The following is a 21,901-nucleotide window of genomic DNA, read 5'->3' on the forward strand; positions in this document are numbered from 1 at the left end:
GCGTTCGGTACGTGCGTCGTCGCCCGGGTGCGCACCCATTGTGCCCTGCGGGAGCCCCCTGCCGGCGCCGGTGCGGACACCGTGCGCGCGGGGGCGTCCCGTGCTTGACTCGGCCCCGACGCCGCCGCGCCCTGCGACGGTGTGCTCCCGCAAGCGTGGAGCAGCCGCGCGAGCCGACGGAGGAGGAGTCGAGGGATGGGCCGCATGCCGATCGACGAGCGCCGGACCCAGCTGCTCGACGCCGCGCTCAGGGTCGCCGCGAGCGACGGCGTCGAGGCCGTGACCATCCGCGCGGTCGCGCAGGAGGCGGAGGTCTCCCTCGGGGTCGTGCACTACTGCTTCGACGACAAGGACGACCTGCTGCAGGCCATGGGCAGGACCATGGCCTACGTCGCCTCGGAGCCCGTCCGGGCCGCCCTGACCGTGGGCACGGACCCCGCGACGGTGGCCCACACGGCCGCGGAGGGGCTGTGGGAGGGCCTGCAGGCCCGCCGCCACATGCGCCTGCTGACCTTCGAGTTCGCCACGGCGGGCGTGCGCAACCGGGCGCTGCGGCCCGTCGCGCAGCAGCACCTCGAGCAGACCTGGGCGATGACGCGCGGCGTCCTCGTCGAGCTCGCCGAGGTCACGGGCATCCGGTACACCGTGGACCTCGACTTCCTGGTGCGGCTCGTCGCCGGGTTCATCGACGGGATCGAGATCGCCTGGCTCGTCGACCAGGACGACGAGGCGGCGCGCGCGAGCTTCCACGCCCTCGCCGACTACGCGTTGTCGCTGGCGGTCCCGGAGTCGAGCCCGGCACCCCGAAGTTCGGCTCAGGTGCACCCCGCCCGGTAGCCTGTCGGGCGTGACCCTTCGCCTGTTCGACACCGCCACGCGGGCTGTGCGCGACTTCGTCCCCCGAGTGCCGGGCGAGGTCGGGCTCTACCTGTGCGGTGCGACGGTCCAGGCGTCCCCGCACGTCGGTCACCTGCGACCCGCGGTCGCCTTCGACGTGCTCGTCCGGTGGCTGCGGCGCAAGGGCGACCGGGTGACGCTGATCCGGAACGTCACGGACATCGACGACAAGATCCTCGCGAAGTCGGCCGAGGCGGGCGAGCCCTGGTGGGCGTGGGCCGCGATCCACGAGCAGGAGTTCACGGCGGCCTACGAGGCGCTCGGCGTCTCCCGGCCGACGTACGAGCCGCACGCGACGGCGCACGTCACCGACATGGTCGCGCTCGTCGAGCGTCTCCTCGAGTCCGGCCACGCCTACGCCACGGGCGGCGACGTCTGGTTCGACGTCCGGTCGTGGGCAGGCTACGGCTCGCTGACCAACCAGCGGCTGGAGGACCTCACGCCGGCGGGCGACGACGTCCCCGACGGCGTCAAGCGCGACCCGCGCGACTTCGCCCTCTGGAAGGCGGCCAAGCCGGGTGAGCCCGAGACGGCGTCCTGGCCGACGCCGTTCGGTCGGGGCAGGCCCGGCTGGCACCTCGAGTGCTCCGCGATGGCGACGCGGTACCTGGGCGAGGAGTTCGACATCCACGGCGGTGGGCTCGACCTGCGGTTCCCGCACCACGAGAACGAGCAGGCCCAGTCCAACGCCGTCGGCGACCCCTTCGCGCGGTACTGGCTGCACTCCGCCTGGATCACCCAGAGCGGCGTCAAGATGAGCAAGTCGCTCGGCAACGGGCTCCTGGTGCGCGAGCTCCTCGCCGCCACGCGCCCCGTCGTCGTGCGCTACGCCATCGTCTCGGTGCAGTACCGCTCGATGCTCGAGTGGGGTCCGGACACGCTCGCCGAGGCCGAGGCCACGTGGGACCGGCTCGCGGGCTTCGTCGAGCGTGCTCAGGAGCGCGTCGGCGTCGTCCCCTGCGAGGAGGTCCGCGACGCCGAGCTCCCGACCGCCTTCGCCGCCGCGCTCGACGACGACCTCAACGTCCCGCAGGCTCTCGCCGTGGTCCACGAGCACCTGCGCGCCGGCAACTCGGCGCTCGCCGACGGCTCCGCCGCCGCGGTCACGGTCGCGCGGCACCACCTGGTGGCCCTGCGCGCGATGCTCGACGTGCTCGGCATCGACCCGGGCTCGCCGCAGTGGGCCGCCGCCGACGACTCGCGCTACGCGCAGGCCCTCGACGCGGTCATCGCCGCCGAGATCGAGGCGCGCGCCGAGGCGCGGCGGGCCAAGGACTTCGCGACGAGCGACGCGATCCGCGACCGGCTGTCCGCGGCCGGGATCGTGGTCCAGGACTCCTCGGACGGCGTCCGGTGGTCCCTCGCGGACCGCCGTTCCGGCGGCTGAATCCCTCGCGGGTGTCGGACGACGTCCCGCGACCTCCCTGGTCCCGCCCCCGTGACGAGCACGGTGGGGGAGCGACCACCACCACGACAGACGGAACGACGGGTACCACCATGGCAGGCAACTCCCAGCGCCGAGGCGCGACGCGCAAGTCCACGAAGAAGGCCTCGACCCCGGGCACCGGCGGCAAGAACCGCCGCTCCCTCGAGGGCAAGGGCCCGACGCCGAAGGCCGAGGACCGCACGTACCACCCCGCGCACGAGCGCAAGCAGGCGGCCGAGCGCCGCGCTGCGTCGTCCGGACCGCGCGGCGGCAAGGACGCCCGGGCGCGCGACCGCGCCGGGTCGTCGGGCACCGCGCTGGAGATGGTGGCGGGCCGCAACTCGGTGCTCGAGGCGCTGCGCTCCGAGATCCCGGTCCAGACGGTCTACGTGTCCAGCCGGCTCGAGAGCGACGACCGGACCAAGGAGATCCTCGACATCGCGATGGGTCGCGGCTACGACCTGCGCGAGGCCTCGAAGCTCGACCTCGACCGGCTCACGGACGGAGCGGTCCACCAGGGCGTCGCCCTGCACGTGCCGCCCTACGAGTACAAGGACGTCGACGACCTGCTCGACCTGGCTGCCGACAGCGGCCGACCGCCCCTGATCATCGCCCTCGACGGCGTCACGGACCCGCGCAACGTCGGGGCCGTGCTGCGCTCCGCGGGCGCGTTCGGTGCGCACGGGGTGCTCGTCCCCGAGCGCCGCGCCGCCGGGGTCACGGCGTCGGTCTGGAAGGTCTCCGCGGGCGCCGCCGCGCGGGTGCCCGTCGCCCGCGCCACGAACCTGGTCCGTGCGCTCGAGGAGCTCAAGAAGGCCGGCTGCTTCGTCGTCGGCCTCGACGCCGGCGGTGACGTCACCATCGACGAGATGGCGTTCGCGACCGACCCGGTCGTGCTCGTCGCCGGGTCCGAGGGCAAGGGCCTGTCGCGACTGGTGCGCGCCACCTGCGACGTCGTGGCGTCGATCCCGATCGGTGGCGAGACGGAGTCCCTGAACGCCGCGACGGCGACGGGCATCTCGCTCTACGAGGTCGCGCGCCTGCGCCGCCAGGCGGCGTCCGCCTGACGGCGGTCCCCGCCGCGCGCTGACGGGCGCTACTGGTCCTCGTCCGGGTCCTTCTCGCCCGGGGCGAGGCCCAGCAGCGACTTCTCGTCCGGCCGGTTGCGCAGCACGTTCTCCACGTACGACGCGGTCGCGTCCGGGAGCGGGACGTCGCGGCCGGCCTGCTCGGAGATGTACCAGCGGTGGTCGAGGATCTCGTGGAAGAGCTGCGCCGGCTCGAGCTTGCGGCGCAGGTTGCGGGGCACCGCCTGGATGGTGGCCTCGAAGACCGAGCTCAGCCAGTCGTGCGCGACGAACTCCTCGTCGTCGTTCTGCCGTTCCGCTGCGGCGCGGAACGAGTCGAGGTCGTTGAGCAGCCGGCGCGCCTGGTTCTCCTGGACGTCGAGGCCCGTGAGGCGCAGCAGCCGGCGTGAGTGGTGCCCGGCGTCCACGACCTTCGGCTGGATCCGCACCGACGTGCCGTCGATGTCCGTGGTGATCTCGAGCTCCCCGACGTCGAACCCGAGCTCGTTGAGCCGCTCGATGCGGGCGGCCACGCGCCAGCGCTCGGCGTCGACGAACGACTCCGCGTCGGTGAGCGCGTTCCACAGCTCGTCGTACCGCTCCACGAGGCGGTCGCCGATCGCGACCTCGTCGACCTCCTCGTCGAGGAGCTCGCCGGCGCTGAGGTCCATGAGCTCGCCGATGATGTTGGTCCGCGCGAGGTCGACGTCGTAGTTGCGCTGGCCCGGGGTCAGCGTGCGGTGCAGGTCGCCGGTCTCGGCGTCGACCAGGTAGGCCGAGAACGTCTCGGCGTCCCGCCGGAACAGGGTGTTCGAGAGGGAGACGTCGCCCCAGTAGAAGCCCGTCAGGTGCAGGCGGACGAGCAGCACGGCGAGCGCGTCGATGAGGCGGGTCGCCGTGTCTGGTCGCAGCGACTGGCTGTACAGCGCGCGGTACGGCAGCGAGAACTGCAGGTGCTCGGTGATGAGGACGGCTTCGAGGCGCTCGCCGTTCGCGTCGGTGCGACCGGTGATCACCCCGACGGGCACGACGCTCGGGACGTCGAGCTTGCGGAGCTGGCGCAGCAGCTCGAACTCCCGGTAGGCGACGCTCTCGCCGATCTCCTTGATCGCGATGACCCGCCCGGAGAGGCGGACGAAGCGCACGATGTGGCGAGAGATGCCTCGGGGGAGGGCGGCCAGGACCTCGTCCGGCCACTCGATCAGCGGGATGCTCCACGGGAGGTCGAGCAGCGCCGGGTCGGGCGACGAGGCGGTGATCTGGAGGTTCTGCACGGTGGGCCCTTCGGTTGCGGCCGGTGCGACCACCGTCCGCGTGCAGGATATCGAACGGGGCGGGCCCGGCGTGTGCCGTGCCCGCCCCGTCCGGACGTGCTGTGTGCTTACCGGTGCCGCAGCCGAGGCCACGACAGCGGTCGGTGCGTCAGGACAGGCGCTCGCCCGTCGCCGACGAGAACACGTGCTGCTGGCCCTCGCGGATCTTGACCCAGATCGTCGCGCCCTTGCCCGGGACGCTGCGCGGGTTGACGCGCACGATGATCTGGCCGGCGCCGGCGCCCGAGGAGACGATCGCCTCGGAGGCCGCAGGGCCCGTCAGCGTGCCGTACACGAACGCGTCGGAGCCGAGCTCCTCGACGATGTTGACCTCGACCGGGAACGCGCCGGGCGCGCCCTCGTCCGTCTGGTCGAGCGCCTCGGGACGGAAGCCGAGGACGACATGGTTCTTGTCCTCCGGCGTCAGCTTCGCGATGACCTCGGGGTCGAGCTTGACGTCGGCCTGGCCCACGCGGGCGTGACCGTCCGTGATCTCGAAGGTCGCGAGGTTCATGGCCGGCGAGCCGATGAACCCGGCGACGAACACGTTCGCGGGGGTGTCGTACATGTCGCGCGGGGTGCCGACCTGCTGCAGGAGCCCGTCCTTGAGGACCGCGATGCGGTCACCCATCGTGAGCGCCTCGGTCTGGTCGTGCGTGACGTAGACCGTGGTGACGCCGAGGCGACGCTGGAGCGACGCGATCTGCGTACGGGTCTGGACACGGAGCTTGGCGTCGAGGTTCGACAGCGGCTCGTCCATGAGGAACACCTGCGGCTGGCGGACGATCGCACGGCCCATCGCGACGCGCTGACGCTGACCACCGGAGAGCGCCTTCGGCTTGCGGTCGAGGTACTCCGTGAGGTCGAGGATCTCCGCGGCCTCCTCGACGCGCTTGCGGATCTCCTGCTTCGGGGTGCCGGCGATCTTCAGGGCGAAGCCCATGTTGTCGGCGACGGACATGTGCGGGTACAGCGCGTAGTTCTGGAACACCATCGCGATGTCGCGGTCCTTGGGCTGCACGTCGGTGACGTCGCGGTCACCGATGTAGATCGCACCGCCGTTGACGTCCTCGAGGCCGGCGAGCATGCGCAGCGACGTGGACTTTCCGCAGCCCGACGGGCCGACGAGGACGAGGAACTCGCCGTCCTCGATGTGCAGGTTGAGCTGGTCCACTGCTGGACGCTCGGTCCCGGGGTAGAGCCGGGTAGCGTGGTCGTAGGTGACGGTAGCCATGGCTGGTACATCCCTCCACCGGCAGGTACGTGCCGGACGATCCGTTGTGGTGGTGTGCCTGTGCATTCAGGTGAGTTCACACGTGTCTGCGATGACACGGCCGGAGACCGTCTGCGGACCCCGACCTGGCGCAAGCATAGCCTGACCCGCGCGCGGCCGGGAGCGGGTCCCGGTTCAGGCGTCCAGCGCGGTGGCGATCGAGCCGAGGAGCTCCGCGAACGCCGCGGGGTCGGCGACCCGACGCCGCGCCCGGGTGCGTCCGGGGCCGACCTTCACGGTCAGGTCGTCGGCGCCGAGGACCTCGAAGGCCCGCTCGTCCGTGGTGTCGTCGCCCGCGTACAGCACGGCGACGGTGTCGTCGTCGACGCCGTGCGCCGACGCGAGGTCGGCCCGCAGCCTGGTCAGCGCGACACCCTTGGACGTCTCGATCACCGCGACCTCCACGACGTCGTGCCCGTGCATCGCCTCCAGCCCGAGCCGCGCGGCCACGGCGTCGGCGGCCTCGGTGGCCTGCGTCGTCCCCTCGTCGGTGGCGAGCCGCGTGTGCAGGACGGCGGCCGTGGGCTTGGTCTCGACCCACGCCCCGCGCAGGTCCCCGATCGCGGCCTCGAACCCGGCGACCAGGTCCGTGTGGGCCTCCTCCTGCTCCGGCGAGAGGTCCAGGGGGACCTGGACGACGCCGTCCGCCGTCACCTCGCCTGTCTCCGCGCCGTGGCTGCCGACGACGAGCGTCCCGGTCGGCGGGTCTGCGAGGTCCGCGAGCGACCCGAGGTCGCGGCCCGACACCAGAGCGACCTGGACGCCGTCGATCCCGGAGATCCGCTCGAGCGCAGCGCGCGACGCGGGCAGCATCCGCGAGGCCTTCGGGTCGTCGACGAGAGGCGCCAGCACGCCGTCGAAGTCGAGCGCGACCAGGAGCGGACGACGGCCCGCGAGCTGCGCCACGTCGTCCGAGGTCGGGGTGGGCGGGACCTCCTCGAGGCCGTCGGTGGTCACGGGGCGCGCTTCGCTCATTCCGGGCTCCTGCGGTCGGTCAGACGTAGTCCGTGCGGGGCGGCATCGCGGTCAGGACGCCGAGGAACGAGTCGGACCACTTGGCGACGTCGTCGTTGAGCACCCGGCGGCGCAGCTTGCGCATGCGGCGGCGCTGCTCACGGTGGTCCATCTGCGCGGCCGCGACGATCGTGTCCTTCATGCCGTCGATGTCGTGCGGGTTGATCAGCAGGGCACCCGCCGAGAGCTCGTCGGCGGCGCCCGTGAACTCGGAGAGCACGAGCACGCCGCGGTCGTCGGAGCGCGCCGCGACGTACTCCTTGGCGACGAGGTTCATGCCGTCGCGCAGCGAGGTGACGAGCATGACGTCGGCCGCGAGGTACAGCGCGGCCATCTCCGCCGGCGGGTACGAGTGGTGCATGTAGTGGATCGCCGAGTGGCCGATCTCCCCGTACTCGCCGTTGATGCGGCCGGCCAGGCCCTCGACGTGCTCGCGCAGGTCCTGGTAGGCGCCGACGTTCTCGCGGCTCGGGCTCGCGATCTGGATCAGCGTCGCGTGCTCGACGTCGAGGCGCCCGTCGTTGAGCAGCTCGCCGTACGCCTTCATCCGGTGGCGGATCCCCTTGGTGTAGTCGAGGCGGTCCACGCCGAGCATGATCACGTCGGGGTTGCCCAGGTCGTCGCGGATCTCCTGCGCGCGCTTCTGGACGTCGTCGGTGCGCGCGAGCTGGTCGAAGTGGTCCGAGTCGATCGAGATCGGGAACGCGGCGGCGCGCACGTGCCGACCCGGCTTCCCGTTCGCGTCGGGCATCGTGATGATCGGCCCGCGGGTCGTGTGGTCCGTCAGCCGGCGCACGGCACGGATGAAGTTCGAGGCGTCGCCGGCGCGCTGGAACCCGATGAGGTCGGCGCCGAGCAGCCCGTCGATGATGGCGCGCCGCCACGGGAGCTGCTGGAACAGCTCGAGCGGGGGAAGGGGATGTGGTCGAAGAAGCCGATGCGCAGGTCCGGCCGCTGCTCGCGCAGCATCTTCGGGACCAGCTGGAGCTGGTAGTCGTGCACCCAGACGATCGCTCCGGGGGCGGCCTGTGCTGCCGCCGCGTCCGCGAACTTCTGGTTCGCCCGCTTGTACGCGTCCCACCACTGCCGGTGGTAGGCCGGCGGTGAGATGACGTCGTGGTAGAGCGGCCAGAGCGTGTCGTTGGAGAATCCCTCGTAGTACTTCTCGATCTCGTCGGCCGAGAGCGTCACCGGGACGAGGCGCATGTCGTCGGCGTCGAACGGCTCGACCTCCAGGCCGGGACCGCCGGACCAGCCGACCCACGCGCCGTCCGCCTTCTGCATGACCGGTTCGAGCGCGGTGACCAGGCCGCCGGGCGACCGCTTCCAGCTGACCTTCCCGTCGTCGTCCTTCGTGATGTCGACGGGCAGCCGGTTGGCCACGACGACGAGGTCGAATCCGTCCTGGGACGACACGTGATCTCCTGGTGCGTCTGCGGCGCGAGGGCCGTCTGGGAGTGCCGGAGCGCGCCGGGGCGCGCGCAGCAAGGGTATCGCCCGCAGGCCCTCGGGGCCTGGGCTCGGCCGGTCCTCGGTGCGTCCGCCGCCCGCGGGCGGGCGGGCGTCGCTACGGTGTGCTGATGGACACCGAGAGCATCGGCACCCCGGGTGCGCCTGCCGAGCCGGGCTCGTCGGGACCGCGGCGCTCCCCGACCTCCGGGGCGGAGCCCGGGGGCCTGCCCCCCGGCACGGAGATCGACGGCTACACGATCGTCTCGCGGCTCGGCTCCGGAGCGATGGGCACGGTCTACCGCGCGACGGACGGCGGCGGCCAGGAGGTCGCGCTGAAGCTGCTCCACTCCCACGTCGACGCGGACACGTCGGCGCTCGGCCGGGAGCGGCTGCGCAGGGAGGCCGTCGCGCTCCAGAAGCTCGACCACCCCGCGGTCGCCGCGATCCTCGACGTCGAGCTCGAAGGTGCCGACGCGTTCATCGTGACGCAGATCGCCGAGGGGATCAGCCTCGAGGACGAGATCGCCGAGCGCGGCCCCCTCGACGCGGACGACCTGCTCGCCCTCGCGGAGCAGCTCGCGGAGGCCCTCGAGGCGGTCCATGCCGCCGGGGTCGTCCACCGGGACATGAAGCCGAGCAACGTGCTCGTCACCGACGACGGACCCGTGCTCATCGACTTCGGGATCGCCCACGGGCTCGAGGACGCACGGATGACGTCCACCGGGCTCGTCATGGGGACGCCCGGCTACCTCGACCCCCAGCTGCTCAGCGGGGCGGAGCCCGGCACGGCCACGGACTGGTGGGGCTGGGCGGCGATGCTCGCGTACGCCGCGACCGGGCGGCCGCCCTTCGGGGTGCGTCCCCTGGACGCCGTCCTCGCCCGCGCCAGGTCGGGGGACGCCGACCTGGCGGGCCTCGGTGCGCGCACGCACGGGGCGCTCGCCGCGGCGCTCAACCCCGAACCACGCCGACGCCTCGGCCCCGCCCAGGTGGTGCGGGCCCTGCGGACCGCCGCCACCGAGGGCGACCCCGCCGTCGAGGACGGCGGCATCTCCCGCGGGCAGGTCGCAGCCGCGGCGGGTGCGTTCGCCGCCGGTGCCGCCGTCACCCAGGTCGTCGCGTCGGACGGCGGGACGAGGCCGATGGTGGTCGGGCCACCGAGCGACGGCGCGGGGGACGGCACGTACGCCGATCCTGCGGCCTACAGCGAGGGAGGCGACCGCGCGGCCTACGGGCAGCCGGAGGCGGCCGCCGGCGACCCCGCGGGGGAGGGAGCGTCGCAGTGGCAGGGATACGAGCGACCCCGTCCCGCGCGTCGGCCCTGGGCGGTCCTCGGGATCGGCGTCGCGCTCGTGGCCTTCGCGGGCTCCGCGCCCGGCGTCGCGTTCGCGCTGCTGGCGGTCCTCGTGATCCTCGCCCGATGGGTCGGCCTGATGACGAACTCGCTCCACGCGCGGCGGGAGGCCCGGGGGTCTCGTCGTGGGACGGAGCCCGGATCGGTGGGCTGTCGCCCCTCTTCCTCGTGCGTGCGGTGCTCGGCGCCGCGCCCGGGCTGCTCGTCGGTGCCTGCGCGGGGGTGCTGCTCGTGGTCGGCGGCTGGTGGCTGCTCGCCCCCGGGCGGGTGGTCCTCGTGCCCGATCCCTCGACGGCCGCGCGGTCGGTCGGGGGAGCGAACGCCGACTGGGTCTTCACGGTCGTGCTCTGCCTCGCGATGGCCGTCGCGGCGGCGTTCGCGTGGTTCGGCCCGATGAGCTGGACGACGCGGTACGGCGCGCGGACCGCGATCAGCAAGGTCACGCCGGGGTGGGTGTCCCGCGCGATCGTCATCGCCCTGACGTTCTCGGTCGCGGTGGCCGCCGTGACCAGGGCGGTCCTCGATGCCGGCGGCGCGATCGACTGGTGGCCGTTCACCGGTCCGCCGCCGTTCTGACGGGCCGACCCCGCTAGGCTGACCGCGTGAACCCGACGACGCCGCGCGGCACCGCGGACCGGCGAGGCGTGCAGCGCGCGCGCCTCGGTGGGAGCGCCCGCGCGCTCGCGGGTCGTCCGCTCGTCCGGGTCGTCGGTGTCGCGCTGGTGCTCGCCGCCGCGCTCGGGGTGATCGCCCGGACCGTCGGGCGCGGCTACGTGCTGGTCCACGACTGCGTCGCCGTCCAGGGCGTCCCGGCGTGGTTCGGGATCCATCTCGCACTGGTCCGCCCGTCCGCGCACTGCCCGGACGGGACGCTCGCGCTCGGCGCGGCCCCGGGGAGCGCTCCGGTGGTCGTCGCCGTGGTCGCGCTGCCGGTCCTGCTGGCCCAGGTCGGGGTTGCGGTCGCGCTGCTCGGGTCCGCGATGCTCGTCAGGGCGGTGCTCCGGCGCACCCGCCTGGCCGGGCGGCGCGCCCTGCGCGCGGTAGGACGGTTCGTGCGCGTCGTCGCGCTCGTGCCCGCCGGAGCCGGTGACCGCGCGCTCCCGGCGACCACCACCGCCTGCGCCCCGGTCCTGCGTCGGGTGTCCGCAGGTCTCGTCACCGTCGTGACCTGGCGCGGACCGCCGCGCGCGCTCCTGCCGGCCTGACGTCGTCCGACGCCTGTGCCCAGCAGGCAAGCAGCAGGCACGGCACGCCGAAGCCGGCCGGTCCGACCTGCGGCCAGAGTGGCAGGCCCGGCCGGCCAGGCCACCGAGCGAATCATCCGACTTCCCGCACCCGAACGAGAGCAGCCCCATGAACCAGCAGAACCTGTCCAAGGCCCAGCGACGAGAGGCCGCGATCGCCGAGGCCGCGCGGGTGCGCGACGCCCAGGCCGCGCGCGACCGTCGGGTCCGCATCATCACGATCTCCGCGCTCGTGGTCGCGCTCGCCGTCGTCGTGGCGATCGTGGTCTTCATCATGAACGAGGGCGACAAGCCCGCCCTCGACCGCGTCGACGCGCCGGCGACGGCGACCGCGGACGCGGGCATCCCGCTCGGCGAGTCCGGCGCCGCGGGCACGACGAACGAGGGCGCGGTCGAGGTCGCCGTCTACCTCGACTACATGTGCCCGGTGTGCGGCCAGTTCGAAGAGCTCAACGGCGAGACGCTCGACTCGCTGCGGGAGTCGGGGGACATCACCGAGGTGCTCCACCCCGTCTCGATCCTGGACCGCATGTCGAGCGGTGCGCGGTTCTCGACGCGCGCCGCAGCGGCGGCGGCGTTCGTGGCCGACCGCGCGCCGGAGGCCATGGCGGACTTCAACGACGCCATGTTCGTCAACCAGCCCGAGGAGAACACCCCCGGGTACACCGACGACCAGATCGCGGACATCGCCGTCGCCGCCGGTGTGCCCGACGACGTGGCCGAGGGGATCCGCAACGGCGACGCGGACTCCGCGTTCAGCGGCTGGGTCGAGGCCGGCACCGAGCTCGCCTCGGACGACGACGCGCTCAAGAACCCGCAGTCCGGCGGGTTCGGCACCCCGACGATCACCATCGACGGCGAGCGCTGGGACGGGAACTGGAGCGAGGACGGCGCCCTCGAGGCAGCCGTCACCGCCGCTCAGGGCTGACCGGCCCGCGCGACCCCTCGGGTAGGCTGTCCGCCGTCCTGCGCTACGGCGCCCGGACGGCGGGCAGCGGCCCGGGCGGACCCTGCCGAACGGTGGCAGACCCGTCGGTCGCACCGTCCACGCCGCCTTAGCTCAGCTGGTAGAGCGCTCGCCTTGTAAGCGAAAGGTCGTCGGTTCGAACCCGACAGGCGGCTCCCTCGCGGTGGCTAGCTCGACGCCTCCGCCGACTTCTCCGCTGCGGTCTCCGGCTCGAGCGACTCCTCGAGCGCGGGGTCCGTGACCTTCTCGGCCGGCGGCTCCACCGTGACGAGCGGGGCGAGCTCCGGGGCCTTCGGCAGCCGGGTGTCCCCGCTCGAGGTCCCGGTCAGCCGCCGCTTCGCCCACGGCCCTACGTGCTCACGCAGCCACTGCGCGTTCTCACGTACGTGGTCCATCCGCGGGGTCGGTGCGGCGGTGGGCAGCATCGCGTCCCACTCGGCGTCGTCGGGCTGCAGGCCCAGGCCGAGGAGCGCGCCCTGGGCGACCCGACGGTGGCCCTCGGGCACCATGTGGATCCGGTCGGACGCCCACATGCGCCAGTCGCGCAGGAACGTCATGCCCCACAGGTCGACGACGTGGGCACCCTGGCGCCGGGCGATCGACCAGATGAGGGAGTTGTAGATCCCGACGCGGCTGCGCGTGAGGCCGACGAGGGAACCGGACGCGTCGAACCCGGTCCCGAGGAGCACGTCGATGCCCTCGGCGCGCAGCCGTGCGACCCCGTGCTCGAGGTTGCGCGCGAGCCGGTCGATGTCGGCGCGCGGTCGCAGGATGTCGTTGCCCCCGCCGATCAGGCTGACGAGGTCCGGCTTCATCGCGATGGCCGCCGGGACCTGGTCGACGAGGATCGAGCGCAGGAGCTTGCCGCGGATCGCCAGGTTCGCGTACTCGAGAGGCTCCTCGCCCGCGGCGACGCGGCGCTCGGAGAGGTTCTCGGCCAGCCGGTCGGCCCACCCGCGCTGGCGGTCCGGGTCCAGCGGGTGCGGGTCCCACAGGCCCTCGGAGAGCGAGTCGCCGATGGCGACGTAGCGGCTCCACCGGGGCGCCTGCGGCCGGCCGGTCTGCTCCTCGACGTGCTGCGTGGGTGTCACGGCGCCATTGTGCTCCGGACGTCCGGTCCGTCGCCACCGCCGCTCGTCGTGACCGCCGCTCGTCGTGACCGTCGCTCGTGGTGACCGCCGCTCGACGTGGGGCGTCAGAGCAGGCGCCCCGTGGGGATCCGCCAGTCGACGGGTCCGTCGCCCTGGCGGGCGAGGGCCTCGTCGACCCGAGAGAAGGGGCGCGACCCGAAGAACCCGCGTCGCGCGGAGAGCGGGCTCGGGTGCGCCGACGCCACGATCGGCACGTCGCCCAGCCAGGGGGCGACGGACTGGGCGTCCCGGCCCCAGAGGACGGCGACGAGCGGTCGTCCCCGCGCGGCCAGCGCCCGGATCGCGGCCTCCGTCACGGACTCCCAGCCGATCCCGCGGTGGGACCCGGGCTCCCGGACCGGACCGTGAGCACGCGGTTGAGCAGCAGCACCCCCTGGTCCGCCCACGGGGTGAGGTCGCCGTGGTCGGGAACCGGCGCGCCGACGTCGTCCGCCAGCTCCGTGTAGACGTTGCGCAGAGATCTCGGGACGGGGCGGACGTCGGGTCGGACGGCGAAGGCCATCCCGGTCGCGTGACCGGGGGTGGGGTAGGGGTCCTGGCCGACGACGAGCACGCGGACGTCCGCGAACGGGCGCCGGAACGCCCGCAGGACGTCCTCGGGCTCCGGGTGGACCACGCGGCCCTGCTCCACCTCCTGCCGGACGGCGCGTCGCGCCGCGCGCAGGGCGGGCTCGGCCGGGGCGAGGGCGGCCACCCAGGCGGGGTCGAGCCCGTGGGTCCAGTCGGGGTCCCCGGGCGCCTGGGACGTGCGGGCGGGCGCCGGTGCGCCAGGGTGCGCGTGGGTCGGGTGCTCGGACACCCCACCACGGTACGGCCGGGCGAATGACACCGCTGTGATTCGCGTCGTATCCTGGCGGCGACGGAAGGGAAGGACGATGGCCGAAGCAGCAGGTTCCTCGCTGGAGGCGCACGCGCCCGGTGACGCCTCCGGTGCGCCGGGCGACGGCGATCTGGACGAGCGCAGCCGGGCGATCCTCGACTTCGAGCGGCAGTGGTGGACCTACGCCGGTGCCAAGGAGCAGGCGGTCCGGGATCTGTTCGACCTGACCCCGACGCGGTACTACCAGACCCTCAACCGGATCATCGACTCCCCGGCGGCGCTCGCCCACGACGCGCTCCTGGTCAAGCGGCTCCGTCGCATGCGCGCCTCGCGCCACCGCGCGCGCGGTGGCCGTCGGCTCGGTGCCGACGTTCAGTCCCGCTAGCGCGGGCCGCTAAGGTTCGGCCGTGGACTCCTCCCGATACCCCTACCAGCCCGACGAGTTCGACGCGCCTGCGGCAGCGGGCGCTCCGGTCGGCATCCACCGTGCGCCGCGCTCCGCGTGGAGCGCAGTCTGGCCGTTCCTCCTCGTCGCCGTCGTGTGCGGGGCGCTCGCGGTCGCCGCGGTCGCCGCTGTCGCGTCGTGGTCGGACGACGGCTCCGACGCCGCCGCGCCCGCCGCCACTCAGGCGCAGAGCCCGGAGCCGAGCGGGTCGGCCGAGGAGCCCACGGACGAGGCCTCCCAGGAACCGGACGAGGAGTCCACCGAGGACGCCACGGACGAGCCGACCGAGGAACCGACCGAGGAGCCGGACGCCGACGTCGACCTCTCGCTCGAGGTCCGCGTGCTCAACGACTCCGGCATCAGCGGGCTCGCCGGGAAGGTCACCCAGGTGCTCCTCGACGACGGGTTCACCGACGTCACCGCTTCGAACTACGAGGGCTCCTCGCTCCCGGAGTCCGCGGTCTGGTACCGGGACGAGTCGGACGCCGCGACGGCACAGAAGATCGCCGACGACCTGGGCATCGGCGAGACGCGTCAGATCTCCGACCTGCGTGCGAACATCTCCGTGATCCTCCTCACCGACCCCACCTGATCGGCCGGGTCGCTCAGCCTGCGGCGAGCGGGTCCGTGCGCGCCGGGTCCAGCTCGGTGAGCGCGAGGACCGTGAGGGCGGCGGACCAGGCGAGCGGGGCGACGGCGGCCGGTGACCCGTCGGCCAGGACCTTCTCAGGGATTGCCCCGGTCCCGGTACGGTGCTCGTCGATCCACGTGAGCCAGTGCTCTGCCTGGACGCGGTGGCCGTTCGCGGCCGCGGCGTAGGCGTACAGCGTCGTCTGAGGGGTCCACGAGACGCCGTCGTCGCGCCACGAGCCGCCGGGGGCGAGACCTCCGGCGGGACGCAGCATGTCGGGCACCGACCTGGCCCACGCACGCTCGGCGGCGTGCAGGGCGGTCGGCTGGAAGGGCGGCAGCAGGAACGCGGTCGCCGCGTCGCGCGGCCCGCCGTCGACCTCGCGGGGGTACCCCTGCGACCCGAACTCGTCGACGATCGCCGCGCGCAGGCGGTCGGTGGCGAGGGCGACCTCCTCGCGGGCGGCGACGTCTCCGCCTGCCGGAGCGGCGTCGTCCGACATCCGGAGCGCTGCTTCCAGGCCGGCGAGGATCGGTGCCGCGGTGCCGAGCGTGAGGGTGTCGGTGGGGAGCTCCCAGTAGTCCGGCGAGGCGAGCGGGAGCCCGTCGTCGGTCGCGACCTGGTCCAGCAGGTGCGCGGTGGAGCGCTCCACGAGCGTGCCCAGCTCGTCGGCCGCGGCCAGCCGGGCCGACGGGCCGGCGGAGCGCGCGATCTCGGTGAGCGTGAGGTCCGTGGCCCACAGCACCCAGCCCGCGCCGTCCGACTGCGCGCCCCGGTCGTCGGGGACCCCGGACGCGTCCGGGAGGTAGCGGGCCTGGAACGAGCCGTCGTCCCCCTGGACGTCGCCGAGGAAGCCGAGGATCCGCAGCGCCTCGTCGGCGTGCCCGGTCCTGGCCATCGCCGCGGCCGCGAACGAGGCGTCGCGCGGCCACACGTACCGCCAGTAGGGGGACGGCCCGGCGACCACGGCCCCCTCGGGCCCGACCAGCGCGTGCAGGTCCAGGATCGCGTCGCGACCGAGGTCGTCCCACCGGGTCCCGGCCCCGGGGACGTCCCCGGACGCGAGCCAGTCCCTCGTCCGCGCGGCGAGGACGGTCGGCTGCGGCGCGGTGCCGAGCACGCGGGTCCCGACCAGGTAGGTGGCGCCCGACCCGGGGGCGACCTGCACGAACCCGCGCCCGCCGGTCAGGGCGACGCCCTCCTGATAGAGGTCGATCGTCGCCGCGGTGCTCGCGTCCAGGGCGGCGTCCTGGGCCGTCGCCGGTCCGTCGCCGCTCGGGTGGAGCGCGAGGGCACCGACCGCGAGCGCGGCCGCGGCCGTGGCGGCGACCGCCCTGCTGCGGGTCGGTCGTGCGCTCGGTGCGGATGGCTGTTCGGCGCCGGCCTCGCGGCGTGGCCGGGCACGCAGTTCGGTGCGTGGTTCGGTGCGTGGTTCGGTGCGCCGTCGGGCGCGCGGACCGGTAGCCGCGCGCGCCGAGCCCTCGCCGTCCATCCCCGCATCGTAGGGCTGTCGGACGGCGTCTCCACGCCTCGGGCGAACACGCTTGCACTCGCCGTGGCCGAGTGCCAATAATGGCGTTAGCACTCTCCGTGTGAGAGTGACAGTTTCGAAGTGACAGACCCCCGGGTCGACAGGTGAGGCCTCGAACCGGCGGCGTGATGTGAACGCCGTCGCCGAGGCCGTCCGTCGCGGGCGCATGCCGACCCACCACGCCACCAGCGGAGGATCAGAACCCCCATGGCCAAGATCATCGCCTTCGACGAGGAAGCTCGTCGGAGCATGGAGCGCGGGCTCAACCAGCTCGCCGACACCGTCAAGGTCACGCTCGGCCCCAAGGGCCGCAACGTCGTGCTCGACAAGAAGTGGGGTGCCCCCACGATCACGAACGACGGTGTGAGCATCGCCAAGGAGATCGAGCTCGAGGAGCCCTACGAGCGCATCGGCGCCGAGCTCGTCAAGGAGGTCGCCAAGAAGACCGACGACGTCGCGGGTGACGGCACCACCACCGCCACCGTGCTCGCCCAGGCGCTCGTGCGCGAGGGCCTGCGCAACGTCGCCGCCGGCTCGAACCCCATCGCCCTCAAGCGCGGCATCGAGAAGGCCGTCGAGGCCGTCACGGAGCAGCTGCTCGTCGCGGCGAAGGACATCGAGACCAAGGAGGAGATCGCTGCGACCGCCGCCATCTCCGCCGGTGACCCCGCGATCGGCGAGCTCATCGCCGAGGCCCTCGACAAGGTGGGCAAGGAAGGCGTCATCACCGTCGAGGAGTCGAACACGTTCGGCCTCGAGCTCGAGCTCACCGAGGGCATGCGCTTCGACAAGGGCTTCCTCGCCCGCTACTTCGAGACGGACGCGGAGCGCCAGGAGGCCGTCCTCGAGGACCCGTACGTCCTGATCGTCGAGTCGAAGATCTCGAACGTCAAGGACCTGCTGCCGCTGCTCGACCAGGTCATGAAGGCCGGCCGTTCGCTGCTCATCATCGCCGAGGACGTCGAGGGCGAGGCCCTGGCCACCCTCGTGCTCAACAAGATCCGCGGCACGTTCAAGTCCGTCGCCGTCAAGGCACCGGGCTTCGGCGACCGTCGCAAGGCCATGCTCCAGGACATCGCGATCCTCACGGGCGGCCAGGTCATCTCGGAGACCGTCGGTCTCAAGCTCGAGAACGCCACGCTCGACCTGCTCGGCCAGTCGCGCAAGGTCGTCGTCACCAAGGACGAGACCACGATCGTCGAGGGTGCCGGCGACGCCGACCTCATCGGCGGCCGCGTGAACCAGATCCGCAGCGAGATCGAGAAGTCGGACTCCGACTACGACCGCGAGAAGCTCCAGGAGCGCCTCGCGAAGCTCGCCGGCGGCGTCGCCGTCATCAAGGCGGGTGCCGCCACGGAGGTCGAGCTCAAGGAGCGCAAGCACCGCATCGAGGACGCGGTGCGCAACGCCAAGGCTGCGGTCGAGGAGGGCATCGTCGCCGGTGGTGGCGTCGCGCTCATCCAGGCCGGCGAGGCTGCGTTCGCGAAGCTCGAGCTCGAGGGCGACGAGGCGACCGGTGCGCAGATCGTGCGTCTCGCGATCGACGCCCCGCTCAAGCAGATCGCCATCAACGCCGGCCTCGAGGGCGGCGTCGTGGCGGAGAAGGTCCGCAACCTCACCCCGGGTCACGGCCTCAACGCCGCGACCGGCGTGTACGAGGACCTGCTCGCCGCGGGCGTCAACGACCCGGTCAAGGTGACGCGCTCCGCGCTGCAGAACGCGGCGTCCATCGCCGCGCTCTTCCTCACCACGGAGGCCGTCGTGGCCGACAAGCCGGAGAAGAACGCTCCGGCCCCGGCCGGCGACGGCGGCATGGGCGGCATGGACTTCTGATCCACCGCTCGCGCAGCACCGGGTGAGGTGCGGTGCACGCCACCGCACCTCGCACAGCAGACGAAGGGCCGTCGGCCGGGAATCCCCGGTCGGCGGCCCTTCGGCGTGCCTGCTGACTTCGTGGCTGTCTTGCGGCGGCTCCTGGGTGGCCGGACCGATCCGGACACGTGATCGCTCCGAACCACACCCAGCGGCACCCGCAGGCACGAGGCGCCGTCCGGCCCACGTGGCGCGGACGTCCCGATGCGTGACGATCTACCGATGGTTCGTCTCTCGAACCCGCGTCATGGGTGCTCGTCCCCGCTGTCTCTTCCGAGACGGACCACCCGATGTGAGGCGACGATGATCGAGACCGAGGGCACGACGCAGACCGACCGGATCCTGACCCGGCGCGAGAAGATCGTTCTCGACCAGCTGTTGCGCGGGCTGACGCTGGAGCAGGTCGCGCGGGAGCTGTTCGTCTCGCGCAACACCGTCAAGACGCAGACCCGGAGCATCTACCGCAAGCTCGGCGTCAGCACGCGGGCCGAGCTCCGCGCGAGCACGGCAGGCACAGCAGGCACGGCGGGCTCCGCCGGCGCCGCCCACGGCTCTCAGCACCAGAACCAGCACCAGCGGGCCGTCGAGGACGCACGGCCGGTGACCGTCACCGTCGAGGCGTAGCCCGCCCGGGCCGGCCGGCGCTCGGCCGGTCAGAGCGAGAACATCCGGGCGTTCGCGGTCTCGGCCTCCTCGTAGGTCTGGGCGGCGTTGCCCAGTGCGGCGGTGATGTCGTCCAGTGAAGCCTCCACCTGGACCTGGGTCGCCTGCCACTGAGCCATCAGGCCGGTGAAGGCCGTCGATGCGCTCCCGCGCCACACCGTCTGCAGGTCCTGCAGGTGCCGCATCATCGCGGCGACCTCGCTCCGGATGACGGTGACCGAACCGTTGACGGCCGTACCGGCCTGCGCGACGCGTGCGCTGTCGACCTCGAAGGTGCTCATGCGTGGTCCTCTCCTCGTGCGGCCCCGACGGTCGGGGCACGACGAGGACGCTAGGCGCGGGGCTCTGCCAGGACCGTCCACGGCGACCGTCCTGGGGGAGGAGTGCGCCGCGCGCGCCCTGTGGGCGACGCCGCTCGGCACGGGAGGCCACGGAGGCCGCAGAGGCCGCGGAGACTGGGCTCCCTGGGCTCCCTGGGCACCACGCGGCGACCGAGGTGCGCGTCGCGGGGTCAGTGCTCCGCGGCCTGGAGCTTGCGCTGCTCCTTGCTGAGCCGCTGGAGCTCGGCCCCGAGGTTCTGCCGTGCCGGCTCCTCCCACGCAGCGCCCAGGGGGCTGCAGAAGAGGCTGGACCGGTCGAGCAGCTTCGTGAGGATCGCGATGCGCGCCCGGACGTAGTCGGCGCGGGGGATGTGCGCGTACTCGTCGCGAACATCCTGGAGGTACTCCTTGTAGCGCTGCGGCTCCGCAGCGAGCAGCGCGAGGTCCGCGTCGCACAGCACCGCGCAGTCGAAGTCGGTGGGGTCCGGCGAGTGGCGCACCAGCGCGTTCACGAGGTGCCCGACGCGCTGCGCCGAGTCCTGGGGGACACCGAGGCCCAGCAGCTCCTCGTAGGCGCGCTCCGCGCTCGCCGACGCGTCCTCCCCGCCCTTGTTGGCGTACGCAGCCTTGTCCTTCGCGTCGAAGACGACGCCGTGGTACCAGGCGGCGAGCCGGACGAGGTCGGGGTCGTGCGTCTCCTGGGACAGCTCGTCGACGCGACCGAGCACGTCTCCGAGGTGGCGCAGGTTGTGGAAGTGGCGGTCGGGGTGCGTCCAGGCCTCGAGCAGACGGTGCCCGACCTCGTGGATCTCGTCCTCGGTCGCGGTGGCGCCCGCGCCGACGACGCTGCGCGTCCACGACGACAGGAACCACTGGGGTGCGTCAGACGTGTCGACGCCCATGTCTCAGCCTTCTTCGCAGGAAACTTCGGGTGCTGCTGTCCCGAGCCTACGTCCGGTGCGGATCCTCGGGACCCGCTGCCGACGTCGGGTCGGGCAACGACAACGAATCGTAGTCGCCTCCGGGCAGTGTCACGCGCACCGTGAGGCCACCGCACTCGGTGCGGGAGACGGCGACCGTCCCGTGGTGCGCAGCGACGATCGCGGCGACGATCGCCATCCCGAGCCCGGAGCCGCCCGACTCGCGGGTGCGGGAGGAGTCGGCGCGGTAGAACCGCTCGAAGATGCGGGCGCCGTCCTGCTCGCTGACGCCGGGACCGTGGTCACGGACCTCGAGGACGACCGCGCCGTCGTCCGGCACCACGGCGATCTCCGCAGGGGTGCCCTGCGGGGTGTGCCGGGCGACGTTCCCGATGAGGTTGGCGAGGACCTGCCGCAGCCGGTCCTCGTCTCCCGTGACCCTCACGGAGGTGCCGGACGGCGGTTCCTCGCCCTGCGCGTCGACGACGCGCACGGTGCGGCCCGGGTCGAGCGCGTGCAGGTCCTGGGCGGAGTCCCGGGCGAGGCGCAGCAGGTCGACCGGGTCGGTGCGCAGCGGTCGACCCTCGTCGAGGCGGGCGAGCGAGAGCAGGTCGGCGACCAGGGCGCCCATGCGGCTCGCCGAGTCCTCGATGCGCCCCATCGTGTCGTCGAGCTGGGGCTTCTCGGTCAGCGCACCCATGCGGTACAGCTCGCCGTAGCCGCGGATCGTCGCCACCGGGGTGCGCAGCTCGTGGCTCGCGTCGGAGACGAAGCGGCGCATGCGGGTCTCGGACGCCTCGCTCGCGGCGAAGGCCCGCTCGATCTGGGCGAGCATCGCGTTGAGGGAGTCCGCGAGGGAGCCGACCTCGGTGGTGGGGGGCGCGGGCTCGACGCGTCGGGTCAGGTCCCCGGCGGCGATGCCCGCGGCCGTGGCCTCGATCTCGCGCAGCGGGCGCAGAGCGCGGCCGACCGCGAGATAGGCGACGACGGCGCCGACGAGCGCGATCGCGAGGGCGGACCACGCCAGGGTGCGACCGAGCAGCCGGACGGTCTCCTGGATGTCGGTGAGGGGCAGCGCCACGTAGGCGCTGGCCACGACCCCGCTGTCCCCCCGCATGACGAGCGGCATGACACGCCACTCCGTGTCGGCGGAGACCCCCGGGACGTCGGGGTCGGCGGGCACCGTGAACGGGGTGCCGGCGGCCTCGCTCGCCTCGTCGTTCGTCAGGTCGGGGATCCGGGGGATGCCGTAGCGCTCGACGGTCGCGTCGGTGCGCACGTGCTGCTCCGACCCGTCGGGCAGCCGGTAGAGGATGTAGTAGTCGCTCGGCAGGGAGCCGTCCGCCGTCGTCATCTGGCGCGTCGGCCGGTTGGCGACCGTCTCGGAGGTCAGCTCGAGCTGACGGTCCACCTGCTCGACCAGGTAGCTCGACACGACCGTGGTCGTGGCGAGCGCCGCGATGCCCAGCCCCGTCGCCAGGAGCAGGGCGATGACGGCGACCAGGCGGGACCGCAGCGGCGTGCGGGCGAACCACGACCAG

Annotated in this window: 19 protein-coding genes, 1 tRNA gene and 2 pseudogenes; 12 read left to right on the plus strand and 10 right to left on the minus strand. The window is 73.2% G+C overall.

What is annotated here, in order from left to right; translation table 11 throughout:
* Positions 1-195: 195 nt before the first annotated feature.
* The 3 genes from QUE47_RS09460 (at position 196) to rlmB (ending at position 3,390) form a co-directional block, all read left to right on the plus strand.
* Entirely contained in the window at positions 196-837 is a 642-nt protein-coding gene (locus QUE47_RS09460; protein ID WP_286217087.1) for a TetR/AcrR family transcriptional regulator, read from the plus strand.
* Positions 838-847: 10 nt separating this feature from the next.
* A complete protein-coding gene (gene cysS, locus QUE47_RS09465; protein ID WP_286217088.1) occupies positions 848-2,284 on the plus strand; it encodes a cysteine--tRNA ligase in 1,437 nt (478 codons plus the stop codon).
* 110 nt (positions 2,285-2,394) lie between these two features.
* Positions 2,395-3,390, plus strand: a complete 996-nt coding sequence (gene rlmB, locus QUE47_RS09470; protein WP_286217089.1) for a 23S rRNA (guanosine(2251)-2'-O)-methyltransferase RlmB — start codon at positions 2,395-2,397, stop codon at positions 3,388-3,390.
* A gap of 29 nt (positions 3,391-3,419) precedes the next feature.
* On the opposite strand, the gene QUE47_RS09475 is transcribed toward rlmB, so the two are convergent.
* From QUE47_RS09475 to QUE47_RS09490, 4 genes and pseudogenes are all read right to left on the minus strand, one after another.
* Positions 3,420-4,664: a DUF4032 domain-containing protein gene (locus QUE47_RS09475; protein ID WP_286217090.1), complete on the minus strand. Its 1,245-nt coding sequence runs from the start codon at positions 4,662-4,664 to the stop codon at positions 3,420-3,422.
* 148 nt (positions 4,665-4,812) lie between these two features.
* The gene (locus tag QUE47_RS09480; protein ID WP_286217091.1) at positions 4,813-5,937 is read right to left on the minus strand and encodes an ABC transporter ATP-binding protein; all 1,125 of its coding nucleotides are present in this window, start codon (positions 5,935-5,937) and stop codon (positions 4,813-4,815) included.
* A 174-nt stretch (positions 5,938-6,111) separates the two neighbouring features.
* Positions 6,112-6,951, minus strand: coding sequence for a trehalose-phosphatase (gene otsB, locus QUE47_RS09485; RefSeq protein ID WP_286217092.1), 840 nt, complete (start codon positions 6,949-6,951; stop codon positions 6,112-6,114).
* A 19-nt stretch (positions 6,952-6,970) separates the two neighbouring features.
* Positions 6,971-8,406, minus strand: a pseudogene (locus QUE47_RS09490) (alpha,alpha-trehalose-phosphate synthase (UDP-forming)).
* A 164-nt stretch (positions 8,407-8,570) separates the two neighbouring features.
* Between QUE47_RS09490 and QUE47_RS09495 the strand changes: the two are divergent.
* The 5 genes from QUE47_RS09495 to QUE47_RS09515 all read left to right on the plus strand — a co-directional run bounded on the left by QUE47_RS09495 (position 8,571) and on the right by QUE47_RS09515 (position 12,162).
* On the plus strand, positions 8,571-10,193 hold the full coding sequence (locus QUE47_RS09495) for a serine/threonine-protein kinase (RefSeq protein ID WP_286217093.1): 1,623 nt from the start codon (positions 8,571-8,573) through the stop codon (positions 10,191-10,193).
* Positions 10,190-10,372, plus strand: coding sequence for a hypothetical protein (locus tag QUE47_RS09500; protein ID WP_286217094.1), 183 nt, complete (start codon positions 10,190-10,192; stop codon positions 10,370-10,372). The genes QUE47_RS09495 and QUE47_RS09500 overlap by 4 nt, the downstream gene beginning before the upstream one ends.
* Positions 10,373-10,398: 26 nt before the next feature.
* On the plus strand, positions 10,399-11,001 hold the full coding sequence (locus QUE47_RS09505) for a hypothetical protein (protein WP_286217095.1): 603 nt from the start codon (positions 10,399-10,401) through the stop codon (positions 10,999-11,001).
* A 148-nt stretch (positions 11,002-11,149) separates the two neighbouring features.
* Positions 11,150-11,968 carry a DsbA family protein gene (locus QUE47_RS09510; RefSeq protein WP_286217096.1) on the plus strand — a complete coding sequence of 273 codons (819 nt, stop codon included), beginning with the start codon at positions 11,150-11,152 and terminating at the stop codon, positions 11,966-11,968.
* 121 nt (positions 11,969-12,089) lie between these two features.
* A tRNA-Thr gene (locus QUE47_RS09515) sits at positions 12,090-12,162 on the plus strand.
* A 12-nt stretch (positions 12,163-12,174) separates the two neighbouring features.
* Here QUE47_RS09515 and QUE47_RS09520 read toward each other — a convergent pair.
* Positions 12,175-13,098, minus strand: a complete 924-nt coding sequence (locus QUE47_RS09520) for an SGNH/GDSL hydrolase family protein (RefSeq protein WP_286217097.1) — start codon at positions 13,096-13,098, stop codon at positions 12,175-12,177.
* A 104-nt stretch (positions 13,099-13,202) separates the two neighbouring features.
* A pseudogene (locus tag QUE47_RS09525) lies at positions 13,203-13,822 on the minus strand (uracil-DNA glycosylase).
* A 211-nt stretch (positions 13,823-14,033) separates the two neighbouring features.
* On the opposite strand from QUE47_RS09525, the gene QUE47_RS09530 reads away from it, so the two are divergent.
* Positions 14,034-14,363: a DUF3263 domain-containing protein gene (locus QUE47_RS09530; RefSeq protein WP_286217098.1), complete on the plus strand. Its 330-nt coding sequence runs from the start codon at positions 14,034-14,036 to the stop codon at positions 14,361-14,363.
* Between the two features lie 22 nt (positions 14,364-14,385).
* Positions 14,386-15,015 carry a LytR C-terminal domain-containing protein gene (locus QUE47_RS09535; protein WP_286217099.1) on the plus strand — a complete coding sequence of 210 codons (630 nt, stop codon included), beginning with the start codon at positions 14,386-14,388 and terminating at the stop codon, positions 15,013-15,015.
* Positions 15,016-15,028: 13 nt separating this feature from the next.
* Here QUE47_RS09535 and QUE47_RS09540 read toward each other — a convergent pair whose 3' ends face one another.
* Entirely contained in the window at positions 15,029-16,546 is a 1,518-nt protein-coding gene (locus QUE47_RS09540) for a glycoside hydrolase family 15 (protein WP_286217100.1), read from the minus strand.
* 246 nt (positions 16,547-16,792) lie between these two features.
* On the opposite strand from QUE47_RS09540, the gene groL reads away from it, so the two are divergent.
* Positions 16,793-18,418 carry a chaperonin GroEL gene (gene groL / locus QUE47_RS09545; protein ID WP_286217101.1) on the plus strand — a complete coding sequence of 542 codons (1,626 nt, stop codon included), beginning with the start codon at positions 16,793-16,795 and terminating at the stop codon, positions 18,416-18,418.
* Positions 18,419-18,760: 342 nt separating this feature from the next.
* A complete protein-coding gene (locus QUE47_RS16800) occupies positions 18,761-19,081 on the plus strand; it encodes a response regulator transcription factor (RefSeq protein ID WP_350227510.1) in 321 nt (106 codons plus the stop codon).
* A 29-nt stretch (positions 19,082-19,110) separates the two neighbouring features.
* Here the strand turns inward: QUE47_RS16800 and QUE47_RS09555 are convergent, their stop codons facing one another.
* From QUE47_RS09555 to QUE47_RS09565, 3 genes are all read right to left on the minus strand, one after another.
* Positions 19,111-19,401, minus strand: a complete 291-nt coding sequence (locus QUE47_RS09555; protein ID WP_286217102.1) for a WXG100 family type VII secretion target — start codon at positions 19,399-19,401, stop codon at positions 19,111-19,113.
* 230 nt (positions 19,402-19,631) lie between these two features.
* Positions 19,632-20,342, minus strand: coding sequence for an HD domain-containing protein (locus QUE47_RS09560; RefSeq protein ID WP_286217103.1), 711 nt, complete (start codon positions 20,340-20,342; stop codon positions 19,632-19,634).
* 46 nt (positions 20,343-20,388) lie between these two features.
* Positions 20,389-21,795 carry a sensor histidine kinase gene (locus tag QUE47_RS09565; RefSeq protein ID WP_286217104.1) on the minus strand — a complete coding sequence of 469 codons (1,407 nt, stop codon included), beginning with the start codon at positions 21,793-21,795 and terminating at the stop codon, positions 20,389-20,391.
* Between the last annotated feature and the right edge of the window lie 106 nt (positions 21,796-21,901).

It is taken from the genome of Paraoerskovia sediminicola (genome assembly GCF_030296575.1).
In the GTDB taxonomy this organism is placed as follows: domain Bacteria; phylum Actinomycetota; class Actinomycetes; order Actinomycetales; family Cellulomonadaceae; genus Paraoerskovia; species Paraoerskovia sediminicola.

Bases quoted from the DNA above. Each gene is read 5' to 3' on its own strand.
- QUE47_RS09500 (WP_286217094.1), top strand. From the start codon at position 10,190: ATGAGCTGGACGACGCGGTACGGCGCGCGGACCGCGATCAGCAAGGTC.
- QUE47_RS09510 (WP_286217096.1), top strand. From the start codon at position 11,150: ATGAACCAGCAGAACCTGTCCAAGGCCCAGCGACGAGAGGCCGCGATC.
- QUE47_RS09460 (WP_286217087.1), top strand. From the start codon at position 196: ATGGGCCGCATGCCGATCGACGAGCGCCGGACCCAGCTGCTCGACGCC.
- QUE47_RS09540 (WP_286217100.1), bottom strand. From the start codon at position 16,546: ATGGACGGCGAGGGCTCGGCGCGCGCGGCTACCGGTCCGCGCGCCCGA.
- QUE47_RS09480 (WP_286217091.1), bottom strand. From the start codon at position 5,937: ATGGCTACCGTCACCTACGACCACGCTACCCGGCTCTACCCCGGGACC.
- QUE47_RS16800 (WP_350227510.1), top strand. From the start codon at position 18,761: ATGATCGAGACCGAGGGCACGACGCAGACCGACCGGATCCTGACCCGG.
- groL (WP_286217101.1), top strand. From the start codon at position 16,793: ATGGCCAAGATCATCGCCTTCGACGAGGAAGCTCGTCGGAGCATGGAG.
- QUE47_RS09530 (WP_286217098.1), top strand. From the start codon at position 14,034: ATGGCCGAAGCAGCAGGTTCCTCGCTGGAGGCGCACGCGCCCGGTGAC.
- QUE47_RS09495 (WP_286217093.1), top strand. From the start codon at position 8,571: ATGGACACCGAGAGCATCGGCACCCCGGGTGCGCCTGCCGAGCCGGGC.
- rlmB (WP_286217089.1), top strand. From the start codon at position 2,395: ATGGCAGGCAACTCCCAGCGCCGAGGCGCGACGCGCAAGTCCACGAAG.
- QUE47_RS09560 (WP_286217103.1), bottom strand. From the start codon at position 20,342: ATGGGCGTCGACACGTCTGACGCACCCCAGTGGTTCCTGTCGTCGTGG.
- QUE47_RS09555 (WP_286217102.1), bottom strand. From the start codon at position 19,401: ATGAGCACCTTCGAGGTCGACAGCGCACGCGTCGCGCAGGCCGGTACG.
- otsB (WP_286217092.1), bottom strand. From the start codon at position 6,951: ATGAGCGAAGCGCGCCCCGTGACCACCGACGGCCTCGAGGAGGTCCCG.